Here is a 16,948-nt window from a genome sequence, read left to right as displayed (position 1 = left end):
ACCGGTTAGATAGAAATTAGGTGCGGGCATGAATACCACAGTGGTAGTAGGTGGAGGCTGTAGCGGCGCCTTGACGGCGATCCACCTCAGCAAGGCCGGCGAGCGGATCGTGCTCGTCGACCCGGCCGCGCCGGACGCGCTCGGCCGGGGCGCGGCATACCGGACCACCGACCCGACGCACCTGCTCAACTCGCGGGCCGTGGCGATGAGCGCCCTCGCCGACGCGCCCACCGACTTCGTCGACTGGTGCCGGGACCAGGGACTCCCCATCGGGCCGGCCGACTTCGCGCCGCGCGCCGTGTTCGGCGACTACCTGCACGACCGGCTGTCACAGGTCGAGTTCGAGCATGTCCGTGGTGTCGCCATCCGCCTGGAGGAGCGGCCGGAGCGGCGAAACGTGATCCTCCGCGGTGGCCAGACCGTCTCCGGCGACCGGGTCGTGCTCGCCCTCGGCCACGGCGCCCCGGCCGGCCCCCTGTCGATCACCTCGGCCGTGCGGACCCACCCCTACTATGTGGGAAACCCGTGGACGCCGGGCGCGCTGGACCGGGTGCCGGGGGACGTGCCGGTCCTGTTGATCGGCACCGGGCTCACCGCGCTGGACGTGGCGATGTCGCTGAGCAACCGGGGCCGGCGGGCGCCGCTGCATGCGGTGTCCCGGCGCGGGCTGCTCCCCCAGTCGCATCTGGAGATCCAGCCGAAGGCGACCGGGAGCTTCGCCCACGACGGCACCGACGCGGGCGGCCTGCTGCGGGCGGTCCGGCGCTACGCGGCGACCGAGCCCGACTGGCGCTGCGCCGTCGACACCCTGCGGCCCCAGCTCGACCAGCTGTGGTGGCAGCTGTCCGTCGACGCGCGGCGCCGGTTCCTGCAGCACGTCGCGGCCTACTGGGAGGTCCACCGGCACCGGATGGCGCCGACGGTCTCCGCGAGAATCGCCGCGCTGCGCGACAGCGGCGCGCTCTGCACGCACGCGGCGGCGATCCACTCGATCCGCCGCGGCGAGCGGGGCTTCGTGGTCACGCTGCGGTTCAAAGGCAAGGACGACAAGAGCAGCTACGAGAGCTGGCCGGTCGGCGCGATCGTCAACTGCACCGGCCCCGGCGGCGCGGCCACCAGCACCCTCGGCCGGGCACTGCTCGACGACGGCCTGGCCCGCCGCGACCCGACCGGGACCGGCCTCGACGTCGACGGGCACGGCCGCCTGGTCGACCGGGACGGCGGGGCGTCCGACCGCATCGTCGCGATCGGGCCGACCCGGCGGGGTGCCTGGTGGGAGACGACGGCCGTGCCGGAGATCAGAACCCAGGCCGCCGCGCTGGCTCGAGTGCCGGTGGCTGCTTGATCGTCATCACGTGCTCGACGAGGGCGATGAGCACGTCCTTGATCGAGCGCCGGTCCCGGGCGTCGCAGAGCACCACCGGCACGTCCGGGTCGAGGTCCAGGGCCTTGCGGACCGCCTCGGCGCTGTACTTCTGCACCCCGTCGAAGCAGTTGACCGCGACCAGGAACGGCGTGTTGCGCTGCTCGAAGTAGTCCACCGACGGGAAGCAGTCGGTGAGCCGCCGGGTGTCGGCGAGCACGACCGCGCCCAGCGCACCCAGCGCGAGCTCGTCCCACAGGAACCAGAACCGGTCCTGTCCGGGTGTGCCGAAGAGGTACAGCACGATGTCGTCGTTGATGCTGATCCGGCCGAAGTCCATCGCCACCGTCGTGGTGGTCTTGCCCTCGACCCCGTTGACGTCGTCGATGCCGACACCAGCGTTGGTGAGCACCTCCTCCGTCTGCAGGGGACGGATCTCACTGACCGCGCTGACCAGCGTGGTCTTGCCGACGCCGAATCCTCCGGCGATGAGGATCTTCACCGCCAGCGGGATGTGCCCGTCAGAGCGATCGGAGACCATTGACAACCGCCTTGAGGATGCGATCGTCGGGCCGCTGCGGCCCGACGGATTGGTCGTACACCGGTTCGTGCATCTCGATCAGTCCCTGCTGGAGCAGGTCGCCCAGCAGGACGCGCACCACGCCGAGCGCGAGATCGAGGTGTGAGGCTAGCTCCGCGACCGTGACCGGCTCGCGGGTGCGGGCCAGGATCGCATAGTGCTCCGGCTGCAGGTGCCGGGGGCCCTTCCCGTCGGCCGCGTTCACGACAAACGCCACCAGGTCGAACCCACCGACGACGGGTCTGGCCCGTCCACCGGTCACCGCGTAGGGGCGCACCACCGGCCCGGCGTCGGAGTCGAGCCAGTCGTGATCACCCGGCGGCATCGGACGGGGCGCCCGTTCGTGACGGTGCGGTGAGGTACTGCCCGACCCGGGTCACCAGCATCGCCATCTCGTAGGCGATCACGCCGATGTCGGAGTCCGCGGCGCTCAGCACGGCCAGGCAGGCGCCCTGTCCAGCGGCGGTGACGAACAGGAACGCGTCGTCCATCTCCACGATCGTCTGGCGGACGCCACCGCCGTTGAATTGCCGGCCGGCGCTGCGGGCCAGGCTCTGAAACCCGGACGCCACCGCCGACAGATGCTCCGCGTCGTCGCGCCCGAGCCCCTGGGACGCCCCCATGAGCAGCCCGTCGGCGGAGAGCACCACGGCGTGCTGCGCCGACTCGACCCGTTCGACGAGATCGTCGAGGAGCCAGTCGAGCTTGCCGGTGCGACTCGTCGATTGTGCCACCTATGCGTCCCTTTCCGATGTGGGCTGATCGTCGGTGAGCGCCGCCTCCCGGCGCCCCCGGGTGAACCCTGCCTGCAGCGACGTCATCATCGCGCGGGTCTGCTCCGGTGACCGGCTGGCCGCAGCGGCCGCGAACTGCGACGCCGGGATCCCGTCCACCGTGTGCTCGTCGTCGGGTCGCTCCCGCAGCTGGGGAGCGAGGCTGGCCTGCCTGCGCCGCTTCGGCAGCCCGTCGTCGGTCAGGTCGATGACCTGGTCCGTTTCCGGCTGCCGCATCGGCACGGGTGGAGCTTCCGCCCGTGGCACCTCCGGGCGCTCCGGCAGCACCTCGGCGTCGACGTCGTGCGTGCGGCGGGCGGCCTGCGGGACGAGCTCGACCAACGACGGCCGGGCCAGCTCCGCCGGCCGCACCGGCAGCCCGTCGGCGTGGGATCCGGGCTGCCCGGCGGGCGGCTCGGGGGCCCACGCGGAGAACCCCGCGGTGGGGACCTTCGCCGACGCCGGGACGGTCGTCAGGTCCGGCGCCGGCTCGGTGATCAGTTCGGTGACCGGCCCGGCCGGCTCCGCGGCCAGCTCGGCGGCGGTCGAGGCGGTCAGCTCCGGGGGCGCGCCGCTGATCAGGTGCGGCGGGATCAGCACGACCGCGGTCACGCCGCCGTACGGCGAGGACCGCAGCGTGACCCGCACCCCGTGGCGGGCGGCGAGCAGCGCGACCACGAACAGGCCCAGCCGGGCGCTGTTGGCGGGGTCGAAGTCCGGCGGGTGCAGCAGGCGCTGGTTGGCCTCCTCGATCGCCTCCGGCGCCATGCCCAGGCCGCGGTCCTCGATCTCGACCGCGAACCCGTTCGGCACCAGCTGCCCGCTGATCTGCACCCGGGTGTGCGGCGGCGAGTAGGACGTGGCGTTCTCGATCACCTCGGCGAGCAGGTGGATGACGTCGGCGACGGCCCGGCCGACCAGCGCCGCCTCCGGCAGCGTCAGGAAGCCCACCCGGGCGTAGTCCTCGACCTCGGACACCGCGCCGCGGACCACGTCGACCATCGGCACCGGGTTGCGCCAGCCCCGGCCGGGCGTCGCGCCGGCCAGGATGACCAGGTCCTCGGCGTGGCGGCGCATGCGGGTCGCGAGGTGGTCGACCCGGAACAGGTCCTCCAGCTCCTCGGGGTCGCCGGTGCGCCGCTCCATCCGGTCCAGCAGCGCCAGCTGGCGGTGCAGCAGCGTCTGGCTGCGCCGGGCGATGTTGAGGAAGACCTCGTTGAGCCCGCGCCGCAGCTGCGCCTCGTGCGCCGCGGACTCGATCGCGGTGCGCTGCACGGCGCTGAACGCGTTGCCCACCTTGCCGATCTCGTCGGTGCCGTACTCCAGTGGTGGCGCCGCCTCGGCCAGGTCGAGCTCCTCGCCGCGCCGCAGCCGGCCGACGAGCTCCGGCAGCCGCTGGTCGGCGAGGGACTGCGCGTCCTGCCGCAGGCCCGTCAGCCGGTTGATCAGCGACCGGCCGATCCGGATCGACAGCACGACCGAGATCGCGATCGCGAGCAGCCCCAGCACCGCGGCGAGCACCAGCCGCACCACGATGTCGACGGCGACCGGCTCGGCCCGCACGAGGATCGTGTCGCCGTACTGCAGGTCCAGCTGGCGCAGCTGCTCGGCGAGCTTGTCGTACGCGTCCCGCCACACGGTGATGTCGACCGGGATCGCGGCGTTCGGCTTGGCCTCAGCGATGATCTTGTTCTCGAAATCGGTGAGCTTCTTGTGCGCTTCGCCCGCCTGGATGTTCCGGTACGTCTGCAGCTCTGCCGCAGGCAGCTCCGCCGACTGCTCCGCGTAGGCGTTGCGCTTCGCGCCGATCATCGCGACCAGGTCGGCGCTCTCGGTGCGGATGAACTTGCCCGCCGCGGCGGCGCCGTTGACCAGCGCGTCCTCCCGCGCGAGCAGCTCCCGGGCCCGGCTCATCGCGATGTTCGTCCGGGCGTCCTTGCCCAGCTGCGCGTCACCGACGCCGGGCAGCGCGTTGTACCAGCGGTAGATCGTGTCGATCGGGCCGTTGTAGATCTCCATCGCGCCGGACCGGTCGACCTGCCCGAGCGAGATCCCCGAGCGCCCCGACACGATTCCGTCGAGCGCCACCATGATCTCGCCGAGCCGGCCGGTGGCCCCGGCCGGCATCGCCTCCTTGAGGTCGTCCTTCGAGGCGAGGGTACGGAAGTTGCCGATCGCCGCGTCGGACTTGCGCCGCTGCTCGGCCAGCAGCGCCGCCTCCGGCTTCCCCTCGGCCCGGCCGGCGCCGAGGTACACCTGGGACAGCTTCCGCTCGCGCTGCAGCTCGACGATCACCGACTCGGCCGGCTCAGCCGCGAGCGTGTAGTAGGTCTGGGCGTCGAACAGCTCGACCACCGCACCCGACGTCAGGCTGGTCGCGAAGACCCACAGCACGACGAGCGACAACAACGGCGGCAGCAGCAGGGTGACGATCTTGGCGCGGATCGACCACGTGCGGATTCTCCACGTGCGGGACTTCATGTGATCCTCGTGGGTCGCGTCGACAAGGGGGGTGGCGCGTCTCGGGCATGATACGGACAGACGGGCGAGGAAGTCACCAACAAGGTCGTCGCCGTCCCAAACCCGGCTCGCCCGCGATCTCGTCCGCGCCCTCCCCCGCGGCCCGGTGTGCTTTCCCACGCTCCGGGCAGGGCGCCCGGCATGCGAGGTGGACGGTGGGTTTTCGCGATCGGGGCCTGGACCATGTGCACGGCGGCGATCAGCGCGTTCGGCGTCGGCCGGGTCGAGGCGGTCCGATCGGCGCTGCTGACCGCGACGACCCCGGTCACGCCCTCGGCCGCCCCCGCCGCGTCACCGTCACCGTCGCCCTCGCCGAAGGTCCTGCGCACCCCCGGCGGCAACATCGTCGCCCGCTGTGACGCGGGCCTCACCTGGGCCGACGCGCTGAGCCCCGCGCTCGGCTTCCGCGTCGAGAACGCCCAGCAGGGCCCGGGCAAGGAGTACCGGGTGACTTTCAAGACCGACGGCCGGGAGGTCCGCGTCGTGATCCGCTGCACCGGCCACACCCCGGAGGCCGAGGTCACCCTGGGCTGACCGCCGCCGGGTCGGGACCGGGACAGCTCAGAGGTAGAGACCGACGCGGGGCGGGTCGTCGGTGACGGTCAGGCGTGGGGCGCCGTCGCGCAGGGCGTACAGCTCGGCGAGGGTGGCGCCGTCCGGGCCGATCCCGGCCGGGGTGCCGAGCCACGTCGCGGCCTCGGCGAACGGCAGCGGCGCCACGTGCAGCTGGGCCAGGCAGCGGCCCGGGCGCACCACGGCGGGGTGCAGGAGCGCGACGTCCTCGTTGGTGGTGATCGCGACCAGCACGTCGCGGCCCTGGCCGAGCAGGCCGTCGGTGAGGTTGAGCAGGCGGGACAGGGCCTGCCCGGTGGCCTGCTTGGCCTCGCCGCGGATCAGCTCGTCGCAGTCCTCGAGCAGCAGCAGCCGCCACTTCGGCGTGCCACCGTCGTCCTCGCCGAGGGCGGTGTCCATGAGGTACGCGGGGTCGGCGAAGAGCCGCTCGGGGTCGAGCACGCAGTCGACCTGGCACCAGTCGCGCCACTGCTTGGCCAGCGTGCGCAGCAGGGTGGTCTTGCCGGTCCCGGGCGGCCCGTGCAGCAGGATCATCCGGCCGCTGACCTGCTCGGCGGTCGTGGCCATCAGACGGTCCAGCGCCTCGGCGGTCTTCGTGGCGTAGTTGGTGCGGATGTCCGCCCACGGTTCGGCGGTGATCCGGCGCGGGGTGCGCTGCGGGCCGTGCTTGCCGCTGTGCCAGAAGCCGATCGACACCGACTCGTCGGCGGGCGGCGGCGGCTCGGTGGCCCCGTCGACGGCGCCGGCGAGGACGCTGTCGGCGAGGTCCGCGGAGACGGCGGTGACCGTGACGTTGGCCCGGCGGCCCTGCTTCCAGCGGGTGGCACGCAGGGTCCAGCCGTCGCCGGCGGCGAGGGTGCAGACGTCGTCGTCGTCGCGCGCCTCACGCAGGACGGTGGCGCCCTCGGGGAGCAGGGTCGCCTCGCGGCGCAGGTTCGACAGGTGCCGGGTGCGGGCGAACGGCTGACTGCCGGCGACGAACGCCGAGAGGGCCAGGAGGTCGAGGACGTCGATGACGCTGTCCGCGTCGTCCACGGCGGCCGCGACCGGCAGCACGGCGGTGGGATCGACGGGAGGCATGCATACCAGGATCAGGCCGGGGTCGCCTCCAGGCCACCAATTTTCGTGACGGCCGGGGCGAGGTCGCGGGGGCGGGCGGCGGCGCAGCGTTGCGCCGTGGCCGCGGCCTCGGCGACGGTGGCGCCGGCGAGCTGGGCGAGGACGAAGCCGGCGACGTAGGCGGGCTGGTTGCGCGGCCCCGGCGCGGCGGACGTGTGGACGGTGTCGGCGTCCTGGCTGAGCACGACCGTCCCCTCCGCGTCGAGCGTGACGGACACGACCGCAGCCGCGGTCGAGCGCAGCAGCATGCCGCGGGCCGCGGCGACGGCTGCGGCGTTGGTGCCTTCGACCACGCCGCTCACCGTGTCGAGGGTGACGGTGATCAGGTCAGGGCCCAGGTGCGCCCACGGGGCGACGTCCAGGGCGTCGACGGTCAGCAGCGGCACGTCGAGCCGGCGGGCGGCGAGCAGCGAGCGCACGGCCCGCCCGAGCGTGCCGGCGCCCAGGTCGCACACGACGACCGCGGCCGGGGACTCGGCGAGGGACTCGGCCAGCCGCTGCAGCAGCGTGTCGGCGGCCGCCCCGCCGAGGGGTGCGGTGTCGCCGTCGTCGAACCGCGCCACGACCTGGCCGGCGGCGACGACTCGGCGCTTCGTGAGCGTGCGCCGGCCGACCGCGACGACCATGCGGTCCGTGGCGCCGTCGTCCCAGACCTTGGACCGCAGCGTGGCACCCGCGTCGTCGTCACCGGTCGCGCCGACGACGGTGGTCCGGGCGCCCAGCGCGGTGAAGGCGGCGGCGAGGGCGGCGGCGCCACCGCCGACCTCGCGGGTCGCGTCGAGCGTGATGACGGGGACGGGGGCCTCCCGGCTCATCCGGGTCGGGGTGCCGCTCAACCAGCAGTCGAGCACGGCGTCTCCGACGACGAGCACGGGACGGTCCTGCCAGCGGGTGGCGAGCTCGGCGAATTTCACGCGCCGTGGGTACCCGGCTGGAGAGGGAACATTCTGCGACTTCGCAACATCGCCTGCGACAATCACAGGATCGAACGCGCAGACGTGGCGATGATCGGTGGGGGCATGGCCGGCCTGTCCCTCGCCGCCGAGCTCGCCGAGCTTGATGGCCGGCTGGTCGAACGGGCGGAGGCCGCTGGCGGCCACCGTGAGCCGTTGCGGATCGTGGTGCTCGAACGCGAGAACCAGTTCGGGTATCACACGACCGGACGGTCCGTGGCCGCGTTCCTGGAGAGCTACGGCTCGCCCGAGGTGCGCGCGCTGACCCGCGCGTCGCGGACGATCCTCGACGCGCTCGGCGCCGAGTCGGGCACGCCCCTGCTGCGGGCCCGGCCGCTCGTCTGGGTGGCCCGCGAGGACCAGCTGCCGGCGATGAACGCGCTCCTCACCGCCAACCCGTCGCTGCGGGGCACGGACGTCGAGGGCGCGCAGACGCTGTGCCCGGCGTTGCGCCCGTCGGCGATCGCGCGGGCGGCGATCGAGCGGACCGCACAGGACATCGACGTGGACGCGCTGCATCAGCTGTACCGCAAGCGCGCCGCCACGGCGGGGGTGGTGCTGCGCACCGCGATCGGCCTGGAGGCGGGCGAGTGGACCGGCAGCGGCTGGCGGCTCACCACGGACCGCGGCGAGCTCGAGGCGGGCCGGGTCGTCAACGCGGCCGGCGCGTGGGCGGACGCCGTGGCCGGGCGGCTCGGGGTTCCGGCGGCGCGGCTCACGCCGATGCGCCGGACCGTGGCGATCGTGTCCATCGACGGTGTGGCGCCGAACTGGCCCCTCGTGCTCGACGTGGGCGACGAGTTCTACTTCCGGCCGGAGAGCGGCGGTCTGCTGGTGTCGCCCTGCGACGAGACGCCGTCGCCGCCGGTCGACGCGGTGGCCGCACCCGAGGACGTGGCCCTGGCGGTGGAGCGGGTCGCCGCCGCGACGACCCTCGAACTGCGCCGGGTCCGCACCAGCTGGGCGGGGCTGCGCACGTTCGCGCCGGACCGCAACCCGGTCGTCGGACCCGACCCGGCGCAGGACGGCTTCTACTGGTTCGCGGGGCAGGGCGGCTTCGGCATCCAGACCGCGCCGGCCCTCGCCCGGCTGGGCGCGGCGGAGCTGCTCGGCGAGCCGTTCGAGATCCCGGGCCTGCGGCGGGGAGCCCTGCACCCGCGCACCTGAGGCGTGTTCAGGCCGGTCGTTGCAGGCCTTCCGGCTGCGGAGCGGAGTGCTGGACGCCGGCCAGGCCGGCGATCGTCGCCGGGTCGCGCAGCAGCGCCTGCTCCGCGTCGTCGACGAACGCCAGATCGGCCTCGACGTGCCTGGTCGCCGCCGACAGCAGCAGCCCGACGACCGGGTCGGCCGCCTTGCGTCGCAGGCCATCGAGGTTGCGCAGCTCGCGCATCAGGTACGTGCGCTGCTGGCCGAGCACGGTCCGCACCACCTCCGGGTCGCCGGAGCGGGCCGCGGCCGTCACCTTGAGGAAGAAGTCGTCGCGGAAACCGCCGCTGCGCGGGCTCGCCTCGGCCAGCCAGCGCCGCAGCTCGCCGCGGCCGGCGTCGGTGATCTCGTAGACCACCCGGTCGGGCTTCACCGCCTGGGCGTGCCGCTCGGAGCTGACCATGCCGTCGCGGGAGAGCCGGTCCAGGATCTGATACAGGTGGCCGATGTTCAGCGGGCCCCACTGCGGGCCGACCGCGGTCTCGAAGGCGCCCTTCAGCTCGTACCCGTAACTGGGTCCATGCGACAGCAGCGACAGCACCGCGTGATGGATCGGCATGTCCAGAGACTACCCGCCTCTTGCATTGTCGCAATGCATTGCGACAGAGTAGGGACATGAACGGTCCGGAGCGCAGCAGAGGAGCCGGTCATCGGCGGCTCAGTGTTGGGTCAGGCCGGCGCCGGAGCGCAGCGGAGGTGACGGCATGACCGCCACGTCCACGGGGGCCGCGCTGTCCGTTGCGGGCCTCACCAAACGCTTCCACACCGGTGAACAGGACATCGTCGCCGCCGACGAGCTGACCCTGCAGGTCGGCGCGGGCAGCTTCACCGCGGTCACCGGCCCGAGCGGCTCGGGCAAGTCGACGCTGCTGCACCTGATCGGCGCGATCGAGTCCGCCGACGCCGGCACGATCGTGGTCGACGGCGTCGAGGTCACCGCCCTGCGGCGGCGCCGGCTCAGCGAATACCGGCGCACGGTCGGCTTCGTGTTCCAGCGGTACCACCTGCTGCCCGCCCTGACCGCACTGGACAACGTGATCGCGCCGGTGCTGCCGTTCCGGGTCGGCTTCGACAAGGCCGAGCGCGCCCGCGGGCTCCTGGAGGCGGTCGGCCTCGGCGGCCGGGAGCGGGCGCTGCCGGCGCAACTGTCCGGCGGCCAGCAGCAGCGGGTCGCGATCGCCCGGGCGCTGATCGGGTCGCCGAAGCTGCTGCTCGCCGACGAGCCGACCGGCAACCTCGACTCCGCCAACGGCACGCAGATCCTGGACCTGCTGCTCGACCTGCGCGAGGAGCACGGGATGACGGTGCTGCTCGCCACCCACGAGCAGCACATCGCGGCCAGGTGCGACCGGCTGATCCGGCTGACCGACGGCCGGCTCACCGACGACATCGACCTGACCGACGGCGAGGACCCCTCCTCGACGCTCGCACGCGCCACGCAGCTACGGCTTTAGTCTGATTTAACCCCTTTGCGCAGGTACGATCAACGCGACGTGCTTGCGGGTTGGGGGTGTGACATGCCGCAACTCGATCTTGGCGTGCTCGCGCAGCCGGAACGGCTCGCCGCACTCCAGCGCGCCCGGACACTGCTCGCGTCGTCGTCGGCGCCCGTCGACGGCCTGGTGCGGCTCGCGGCCCGGTCCGTCGTCGCGCCGGTCGGCCTGCTGACCCTCGTCGACGACGAGCGGATGCACATCGTCGGCCGGCACGGCCTGCCGCCGGAGCTCGACCGCGTCGACGCCCTGCCGGCGACCAGCTCCTTCTGCCAGTACGTGGTGACCGAGAACGCGCCGCTCGTCGTCAGCGACGCCCGGGACCACCCGATGCTGCGGGACCTCGGCGCGGTGCAGGACCAGGGGGTCACGGCGTACCTCGGCCAGCCCATCCACGACCTGCACGGCTACACCCTGGGCGCGGTCTGCGTCACCGACTCCGTGCCCCGGCACTGGACCGACGACGACGTCGCGGCGGTGGCGGAGTGCGCCGCGATGCTGGAGGTCATGCTGGGCGCGGAGACCAGCCGTCAGGACATCGCGATCGCCGCGGCCGAGACCGACGCGGTGCTGGAGACCGCGCTCGAGGCCTTCGTCGGCATCGAGCTCACCGGGGAGATCACCCGCTGGAACCGGGCCGCCGAACGCACCTTCGGCTGGTCCGCGCAGGACGCGCTCGGCAAGCAGGTCGACGAGCTGATCATCCCGGAACGCTTCCGGGCCGCGCACCGGGCCGGGCTGACGCGGATGGCGCGCGGCGGCGTGCCGAAGCTCATCGGACAACGGCTCCAGCTCTACGCCATCAACCGGGCCGGCGACGAGTTCCCGGTCGAGCTCACCCTCAACGTCGTGGAGGGCCCGACCGGCCGGCACGCGCACGCCTTCGTCTACGACATCAGCGAACGCGTCGCCGCCGAACGGCAGCTGGCCCGGGAGCGCCACTTCCTCAGCGCCCTGCTCGACAACCTCGACGCCGGCGTGGTCGCCTGCGACGAGCGGGGCAAGCTGATCCTGTTCAACCGTGCCATGCGGGAGATCGCCGGCGACGCCGACCACACGACCGCCGAGGCCTGGGTCGAACACCTCCGCGCGCAGGGCACCTCCTCCGAGGAGCTGCCCCTCGTCCGGGCGTTCCACGGCCAGCACGTCCGCGAGGCCGAGGTCGTCATCCACCGGCCCGAGCGCCCCCGCCGCAGCTTCACCGCCAACGCACAGCCGATCCGTGACACCGACGGCAACCGGCTCGGCGCCGTCGCCGCCCTGCACGAGGTCACCGACCGGCGCCGGGCGGAGCGGCTCATCGAGTGCGAGCTCGCGGTCGCCCGCATCCTGGAGAACGCGCCCACCATCGAGGAGGGCGGCCCGGAGCTGCTCGGCGCGGTCGCCCGCACGCTGCAGTGGCCGCACAGCGAACTGTGGCTGGTCGACAAGGTCGGCAACGTCCTGCGCAACGCGGCGATGTGGACCGAACCCGGCTACGTCATCCCCGAACCCGGCCCGCTCGCCCCCGGCGTCGGCGTGTCCGGCGTCGCCTGGGAAACCGGCCAGCCCACCTGGATCCCCGACATCTCCGCGGTCGCGAGCCGGCTCAACGTGCCGTCGCTGGCCCGGCACGGCCTGCGGGTCGGTCTCGCCGTGCCGATCCGCGACGGCGGCGGGGTCACCGGCACGCTGAGCTTCTTCGGCGACGCCGCGGAGGAGCCCGAGCAGTCCCTCATCGCGCTGCTGTCCGGGATCGCCGCGCACGTCGGGCAGTTCCTGGAGCGCCGCCGCGCCGAGGACCTGGCCCGGCAGCTGGCCCGCACGAAGGACGAGTTCATCTCACTCGTCGGCCACGAGCTGCGCACGCCGCTGACGTCGATCTCGTCGTACACCGAACTGCTCCTGCACGACAACGACGACGAGACGACCCGGTCCCAGTTCCTGGCCGTCATCGCCCGCAACGCCGAGAACCTCCGGGCGATCATCGACGACCTGCTGGACCTCGCCGGCCTGGAGAGCGGCTACGTCTCCCTCGTCGAACGGCCCCTCGACTTCGCCGCCGTGGTCGACGCCTCCGCGCTTGCGGGCACCCGCGCCGCTGAGGAGAAGGACATCGACTTCCGGGTCACGCTGCCGGACGGGCCGGCTCCCGTCGCCGGCGACCAGCCACGTCTGCGCAAGGTCGTCGACCACCTCGTCACCAACGCGGTGAAGTTCACCCCCGCCGGCGGCCGGGTCGAGATCGAACTGCTCCGCGACGCGGCCGGGGTCGACCTGCGCGTCACCGACACCGGCGTCGGCATCCCCGAGGAGGAACGCTCCCGGCTGTTCGAACGCTTCTTCCGCGGCTCCAACATCCGCAGCCTCGGCCTGCCCGGCACCGGCCTCGGCCTGGCCATCAGCCGCACCGTCATCGAACGCCACGGCGGCACGATCACGGTCAACGACCACGGCGAGAAACCCGGCACGACCTTCCTCGTGCGGCTGCCGTCCCTGTAGACCTCGTGCGGTTGCCGTCCGTGTAGACCCTCGTGCGGTTGCCGTCCGTGGGGACCGAGGCACAATGGTTGCTGATGCAACTACGACGATTGACCCTGCTGTTCGTGGCGAGCGCCCTGGTGCTCGCCGGCTGTGGCGACGCCGCCCCGTCCTGGAAGGACCCCGGGGGTGGCTCCAGCGCCGCCACGGACACCGTCAAGGTGACCACGCCCGCGGACGGTGCCGCTGACGTGTCGACGGCCACGTCCATCACCTTCGCGGCATCGTCCGACGCCTCCGTTTCGCTCCAGGACGCGTCCGGTGCCCCCGTCGAGGGCGCCGTGGTGCCGCCGTCGTCGTCTGCCTCGCCCGCTCCTGGTGGCGTCGAGTGGATGCCCGCCAAGCAGCTGAAGTACGCCACCGAGTACACGGCGACGGTCACGTCGGGCAAGGCCAAGTCCACCGTGAAGTTCACCACCATGGCGAAGCCGTCCAGCCTCATCCGCACCAGCAGCCAGATCGGCGACGGCCAGGTCGTCGGCGTCGGCATGATGATGATCCTGTCCTTCGGCACCGAGATCCCGAAGGACAAGCGCGCCGGCATCGAGAAGCGCCTCTTCATGACCTCCGACCCGCCGCAGGTGGGCAGCTGGAACTGGTACACCTCCAAGGAGATCCACTACCGCCCCAAGGAGTACTGGCAGGCCGGCACCAAGCTCTCCCTGCGCGCCGCGGTCGGCGGAGTCTCCTTCGGCGGGAAGTCATACGGTGAGAAGGACATCACCGTCGACGCCACCGTGGGCAAGAGGCTCATCATGGAGGTCGACAACGCCACCAAGCAGATGACCGTCACCGAGGACGGCGCCGTCCTGAAGACGATGCCCGTCTCCCTGGGCAAGCCCAGCAACCCCTCCGACAGCGGCAACTTCATCGTCATGGTGAAGAACGAGTGGGAGTGGTTCGACTCCTCCACCTACGGCGTCCCGGTCGACTCCCCCGACGGCTACCGCACCAAGGTCGAGTACCCGCAGCGGATCACCTGGAGCGGCCAGTACATCCACGCCGCCCCCTGGTCGGTCAAGGACCAGGGCAAACGCAACGTCTCCCACGGCTGCGTCAACATCTCCCTGGACCTGGCGAAGTGGCTCTACGGCGTGACCCACATCGGCGACCCCGTCATCGTGAAGGGCACCGAGGAGCGCGTGAAGTACGGCGACGGCTGGACCGACTGGGAGCTGTCCTGGGAGGAATACCAGAAGGGCAGCGCCCTCTGACGCGGCTGGCCGTTTTGGCTGGCCGGGTGGGGACCTGGTAACCTGATTCATCGCGCACGGTGACGCGTCCATGTTGCTTGCGCCTCAACGTTTCCAACCCGAGCTAACAAGACGAGGTCTGTCGCGTGGCGAACATCAAGTCCCAGATCAAGCGCAACCGGCAGAACGAGAAGCGCCGCCTGCGCAACAAGTCGGTCAAGTCTTCGCTGAAGACGGCGATCCGCAAGTTCCACGAGGCGACCGCCGCGGGCGACAACGAGGCGGCCGCGACGCTGCTCCGTGCCGCCACGCGCAAGCTGGACCAGGCTGCCAGCAAGGGCGTCATCCACAAGAACCAGGCCGCCAACCGCAAGTCGGCGATCACCAAGAAGCTGGGCTCGCTGGCCGCCTGAGCGGTCCACCAGCACTGCACTCCGCGGAAAGCGCCGCCCTGAAGGGCGGCGCTTTCGCTGTGCTTCCAGGTTTGCCGACACCTGACCCGCTTCGCCCGCCCGGGCCAGATGACGCCCCACGCACGGCTCCGGCCACCCTCCGCCATCGCCCTCGGCGACGGTTTCCGGGCGGCCGTTCGGGCGGTCGGACGCCTGTTCTGGGCGCCTGTTCCGGACGGCGGTGTAGGCGGCGGTTCCGGGTGGCTGTTCCGGTCGATGCTGCGGGCGGCCTGCGGTCACCGAAGGACCCCGAACCGCCTCCAGATCGCGTGGCGGCCTGCTCCGCCTGCTTGTGCCCGTCAGCCGTCAGGTCGATGAGATGGTCGGGCACCCCGCGCACCACAATGCCGGGGTCGGGGTCGGGGTCGGGGTCGGGGTCGCCGGCGAAGCAGCCGCTGCCGTTCTTCGCACGGTTCCGGGCCAGCTCGTCGCGCCGTAAACGTGCTGGGATCGTCCGATCCGGCGTTCACCCATGTCCGGACAGTCCTCTTTGTGTGCTTGCCCCGCTCCCGGAGTGGATCTTCCTGGTGATCGAAGTCGCCCACCGGCCACCACACAACCAGGACGTGCCTTCGAGCAACGACAAGACCGCGTTCACGCAGGAACAGATCCGGCAAAGACGGCGAAACGGAGCCGCAGCGGCATCCCGACCGGCGGCGCGGCCCCAAGATTTCGATCCGCGCCCCAGGTGTCGACGTCTTGACGACAGTCCGGAACGTCACCCACGGCATCGGACCCTGACCCCGGAGACGATCCGGCCGTGACCAGACCGGTGACGTTGTCCAGCGACTGCGGCCGGGTCGAAACCGGTGACGACGTCCCCCAAGAGCCCCTCGCCACGCCCGCCAGATTGTTGATCGAAGGACAGGTCCGGTCGCGCGGGTGACCGGATCCGCCCTTCGATCAAGCAGCGGCGCGAGGCATGCGCCCGGGATCGGCGCTGCGGAATCAGACGCTTGCCGGAACCTCGGCGGCCGGCACCGAGGTCGTCACGCCGCTCCCGTCAGGCGAACCGGCCCTGGTTGAACCCGCCAGTCCGCTGCCGGGTCAGGTCCTCGTCGGTGCGCCACGGCCGCTCGGCGTGCCGGCCCGACTGGAACTGCCCCGACGAGAAGTGCCCGGTGTCGTCGGCCCTGCGCCGCCCACCCGGCTGGCGCTGCGCGTGCCGGCCGCCGCTGGCGTCCCGGTTGCCCGCGCGACCGTTGTCGACCGGCCGGGTCGGCTCGTTGGAGTCGGGTTCGTCGGCGGCGTCGTACCCGCTCCATGCCGCCTGCCCGGCAGCCCAGCCGGTCTGGCCGCCCCGATTCGGCGTCGCGCCCCACTGCGCCTGGTCCGCCCAACCGGTCTCGTCGTCCCAGTCCGCCCACGGGTCGACCGGCTCGCCGTGCGGCGCCTGCCCGTGCCCCGTGCCGTACCCGGCCTGCTCATCACCGGCGTACCCACGCTGAACGCCTTGCCCCTCGCCGGCGTAGCCACGCTGGCCGACCTGTCCCTCGCCGACGTAGCCGCGCTGGACGCCCCGCTCATCGCCGGGGTAGCCACGCTGGCCGGTCTGCCCCTCGCCGACGTAGCCGCGCTGGACGCCCCGCTCATCGCCGGCGGAGCCACGCTGGCCGGCCGGCCCGTCCGAAGCGGGGTAGCCGCCCGGCTGGCCGGTGGACGTCGCGTCGGCCCGACCGCTCCCGCGACCGGTCCATGCGGCGCGGTCACCCCAGACGGTCTCGTCGCCCCAGTTGGCCTGGCCGTCGCCGGTGCTGCCCGGACCGGCCCAAGCGGCCTCGTTGCCCCAGCCGGCTGCGGTGTCCTCGCCCCACGCCTGCCGGCCCTCACCGGCCGACCCGTGCTCGACCCGCGCCGGATGACCGCTCCACGATCCGTCGTTCTGGCGGATGCCCCGCCCACGACCGTCGGTGGCCTCCTCGGGGTTGCGACCGTGCCCGTCCGGCACGTTGTCACCCCTGCCGGCACCCGGCGCGTACCCGGCACCCGGCTCCTGTCCGGCGCCCTGCTCCCAGCCCGCCGGCATGGCACGATCCCAGCTCTGCCCGTCGTTCTCCTGGCGCCAGGCCTGACCATCGCCGCCACCCTGAGCCCCCTGACCGGCGAAGCCATCCTGCCGGCCCGGAACGTCCTGATCCCAGCGCTGAGCCGCCCGACCGTCCTGACCCCAACCGTGCACGGGCTGACCGTCCTGGTCCCAACC

Annotated in this window: 14 protein-coding genes; 7 read left to right on the top strand and 7 right to left on the bottom strand. The window is 72.5% G+C overall.

Annotation, left to right across the window (positions count from 1 at the left end; all coding sequences use genetic code 11):
- Positions 1 to 28: 28 nt before the first annotated feature.
- Positions 29 to 1,345, top strand: coding sequence for an FAD/NAD(P)-binding protein (locus ACFPIJ_RS21540; protein WP_380116965.1), 1,317 nt, complete (start codon positions 29 to 31; stop codon positions 1,343 to 1,345).
- Here the strand turns inward: ACFPIJ_RS21540 and ACFPIJ_RS21535 are convergent.
- Genes ACFPIJ_RS21535 through ACFPIJ_RS21520 form a run of 4 tightly spaced genes read right to left on the bottom strand, consistent with a single transcriptional unit; the run spans position 1,299 to position 5,197 of the window.
- Positions 1,299 to 1,904 (bottom strand): GTP-binding protein, encoded by a 606-nt coding sequence (locus tag ACFPIJ_RS21535; RefSeq protein ID WP_380116964.1) that lies wholly within the window; start codon positions 1,902 to 1,904, stop codon positions 1,299 to 1,301. The two genes, ACFPIJ_RS21540 and ACFPIJ_RS21535, sit on opposite strands and share 47 nt — an antisense overlap.
- Positions 1,885 to 2,268 carry a DUF742 domain-containing protein gene (locus tag ACFPIJ_RS21530; protein ID WP_380116963.1) on the bottom strand — a complete coding sequence of 128 codons (384 nt, stop codon included), beginning with the start codon at positions 2,266 to 2,268 and terminating at the stop codon, positions 1,885 to 1,887. Before ACFPIJ_RS21530 ends, ACFPIJ_RS21535 begins: the two co-directional genes overlap by 20 nt.
- Positions 2,255 to 2,677: a roadblock/LC7 domain-containing protein gene (locus tag ACFPIJ_RS21525; RefSeq protein ID WP_380116962.1), complete on the bottom strand. Its 423-nt coding sequence runs from the start codon at positions 2,675 to 2,677 to the stop codon at positions 2,255 to 2,257. Before ACFPIJ_RS21525 ends, ACFPIJ_RS21530 begins: the two co-directional genes overlap by 14 nt.
- Positions 2,678 to 5,197: a sensor histidine kinase gene (locus tag ACFPIJ_RS21520; protein WP_380116961.1), complete on the bottom strand. Its 2,520-nt coding sequence runs from the start codon at positions 5,195 to 5,197 to the stop codon at positions 2,678 to 2,680. It abuts the gene before it with no gap.
- A 180-nt stretch (positions 5,198 to 5,377) separates the two neighbouring features.
- Here ACFPIJ_RS21520 and ACFPIJ_RS21515 point away from each other — a divergent pair, with 180 nt between their 5' ends.
- Entirely contained in the window at positions 5,378 to 5,770 is a 393-nt protein-coding gene (locus ACFPIJ_RS21515; RefSeq protein ID WP_380116960.1) for a hypothetical protein, read from the top strand.
- 27 nt (positions 5,771 to 5,797) lie between these two features.
- On the opposite strand, the gene ACFPIJ_RS21510 is transcribed toward ACFPIJ_RS21515, so the two are convergent.
- Both ACFPIJ_RS21510 and ACFPIJ_RS21505 read right to left on the bottom strand, forming a co-directional pair.
- Entirely contained in the window at positions 5,798 to 6,889 is a 1,092-nt protein-coding gene (locus tag ACFPIJ_RS21510; RefSeq protein ID WP_380116959.1) for a DUF5925 domain-containing protein, read from the bottom strand.
- A gap of 11 nt (positions 6,890 to 6,900) precedes the next feature.
- Positions 6,901 to 7,842, bottom strand: coding sequence for a PfkB family carbohydrate kinase (locus tag ACFPIJ_RS21505; RefSeq protein ID WP_380116958.1), 942 nt, complete (start codon positions 7,840 to 7,842; stop codon positions 6,901 to 6,903).
- Positions 7,843 to 7,932: 90 nt separating this feature from the next.
- Here ACFPIJ_RS21505 and ACFPIJ_RS21500 point away from each other — a divergent pair, with 90 nt between their 5' ends.
- Entirely contained in the window at positions 7,933 to 9,048 is a 1,116-nt protein-coding gene (locus ACFPIJ_RS21500) for an NAD(P)/FAD-dependent oxidoreductase (RefSeq protein WP_380116991.1), read from the top strand.
- A gap of 7 nt (positions 9,049 to 9,055) precedes the next feature.
- Here the strand turns inward: ACFPIJ_RS21500 and ACFPIJ_RS21495 are convergent, their stop codons facing one another.
- Positions 9,056 to 9,646: a PadR family transcriptional regulator gene (locus tag ACFPIJ_RS21495; protein WP_380116957.1), complete on the bottom strand. Its 591-nt coding sequence runs from the start codon at positions 9,644 to 9,646 to the stop codon at positions 9,056 to 9,058.
- Positions 9,647 to 9,791: 145 nt separating this feature from the next.
- On the opposite strand from ACFPIJ_RS21495, the gene ACFPIJ_RS21490 reads away from it, so the two are divergent.
- From ACFPIJ_RS21490 to rpsT, 4 genes are all read left to right on the top strand, one after another.
- Positions 9,792 to 10,541 (top strand): ABC transporter ATP-binding protein, encoded by a 750-nt coding sequence (locus ACFPIJ_RS21490; RefSeq protein ID WP_380116956.1) that lies wholly within the window; start codon positions 9,792 to 9,794, stop codon positions 10,539 to 10,541.
- Positions 10,542 to 10,604: 63 nt separating this feature from the next.
- Positions 10,605 to 13,061, top strand: coding sequence for a sensor histidine kinase (locus ACFPIJ_RS21485; protein WP_380116955.1), 2,457 nt, complete (start codon positions 10,605 to 10,607; stop codon positions 13,059 to 13,061).
- 74 nt (positions 13,062 to 13,135) lie between these two features.
- The gene (locus ACFPIJ_RS21480) at positions 13,136 to 14,314 is read left to right on the top strand and encodes a L,D-transpeptidase (RefSeq protein WP_380116954.1); all 1,179 of its coding nucleotides are present in this window, start codon (positions 13,136 to 13,138) and stop codon (positions 14,312 to 14,314) included.
- Positions 14,315 to 14,439: 125 nt separating this feature from the next.
- A complete protein-coding gene (rpsT, locus tag ACFPIJ_RS21475; RefSeq protein WP_380116953.1) occupies positions 14,440 to 14,706 on the top strand; it encodes a 30S ribosomal protein S20 in 267 nt (88 codons plus the stop codon).
- Positions 14,707 to 16,948 lie beyond the last annotated feature (2,242 nt).

The sequence above is a fragment of the Dactylosporangium cerinum genome, from assembly GCF_042653625.1.
Classification (GTDB): domain Bacteria; phylum Actinomycetota; class Actinomycetes; order Mycobacteriales; family Micromonosporaceae; genus Dactylosporangium; species Dactylosporangium cerinum.
This window is presented reverse-complemented; position numbering and strand designations above follow the sequence as displayed.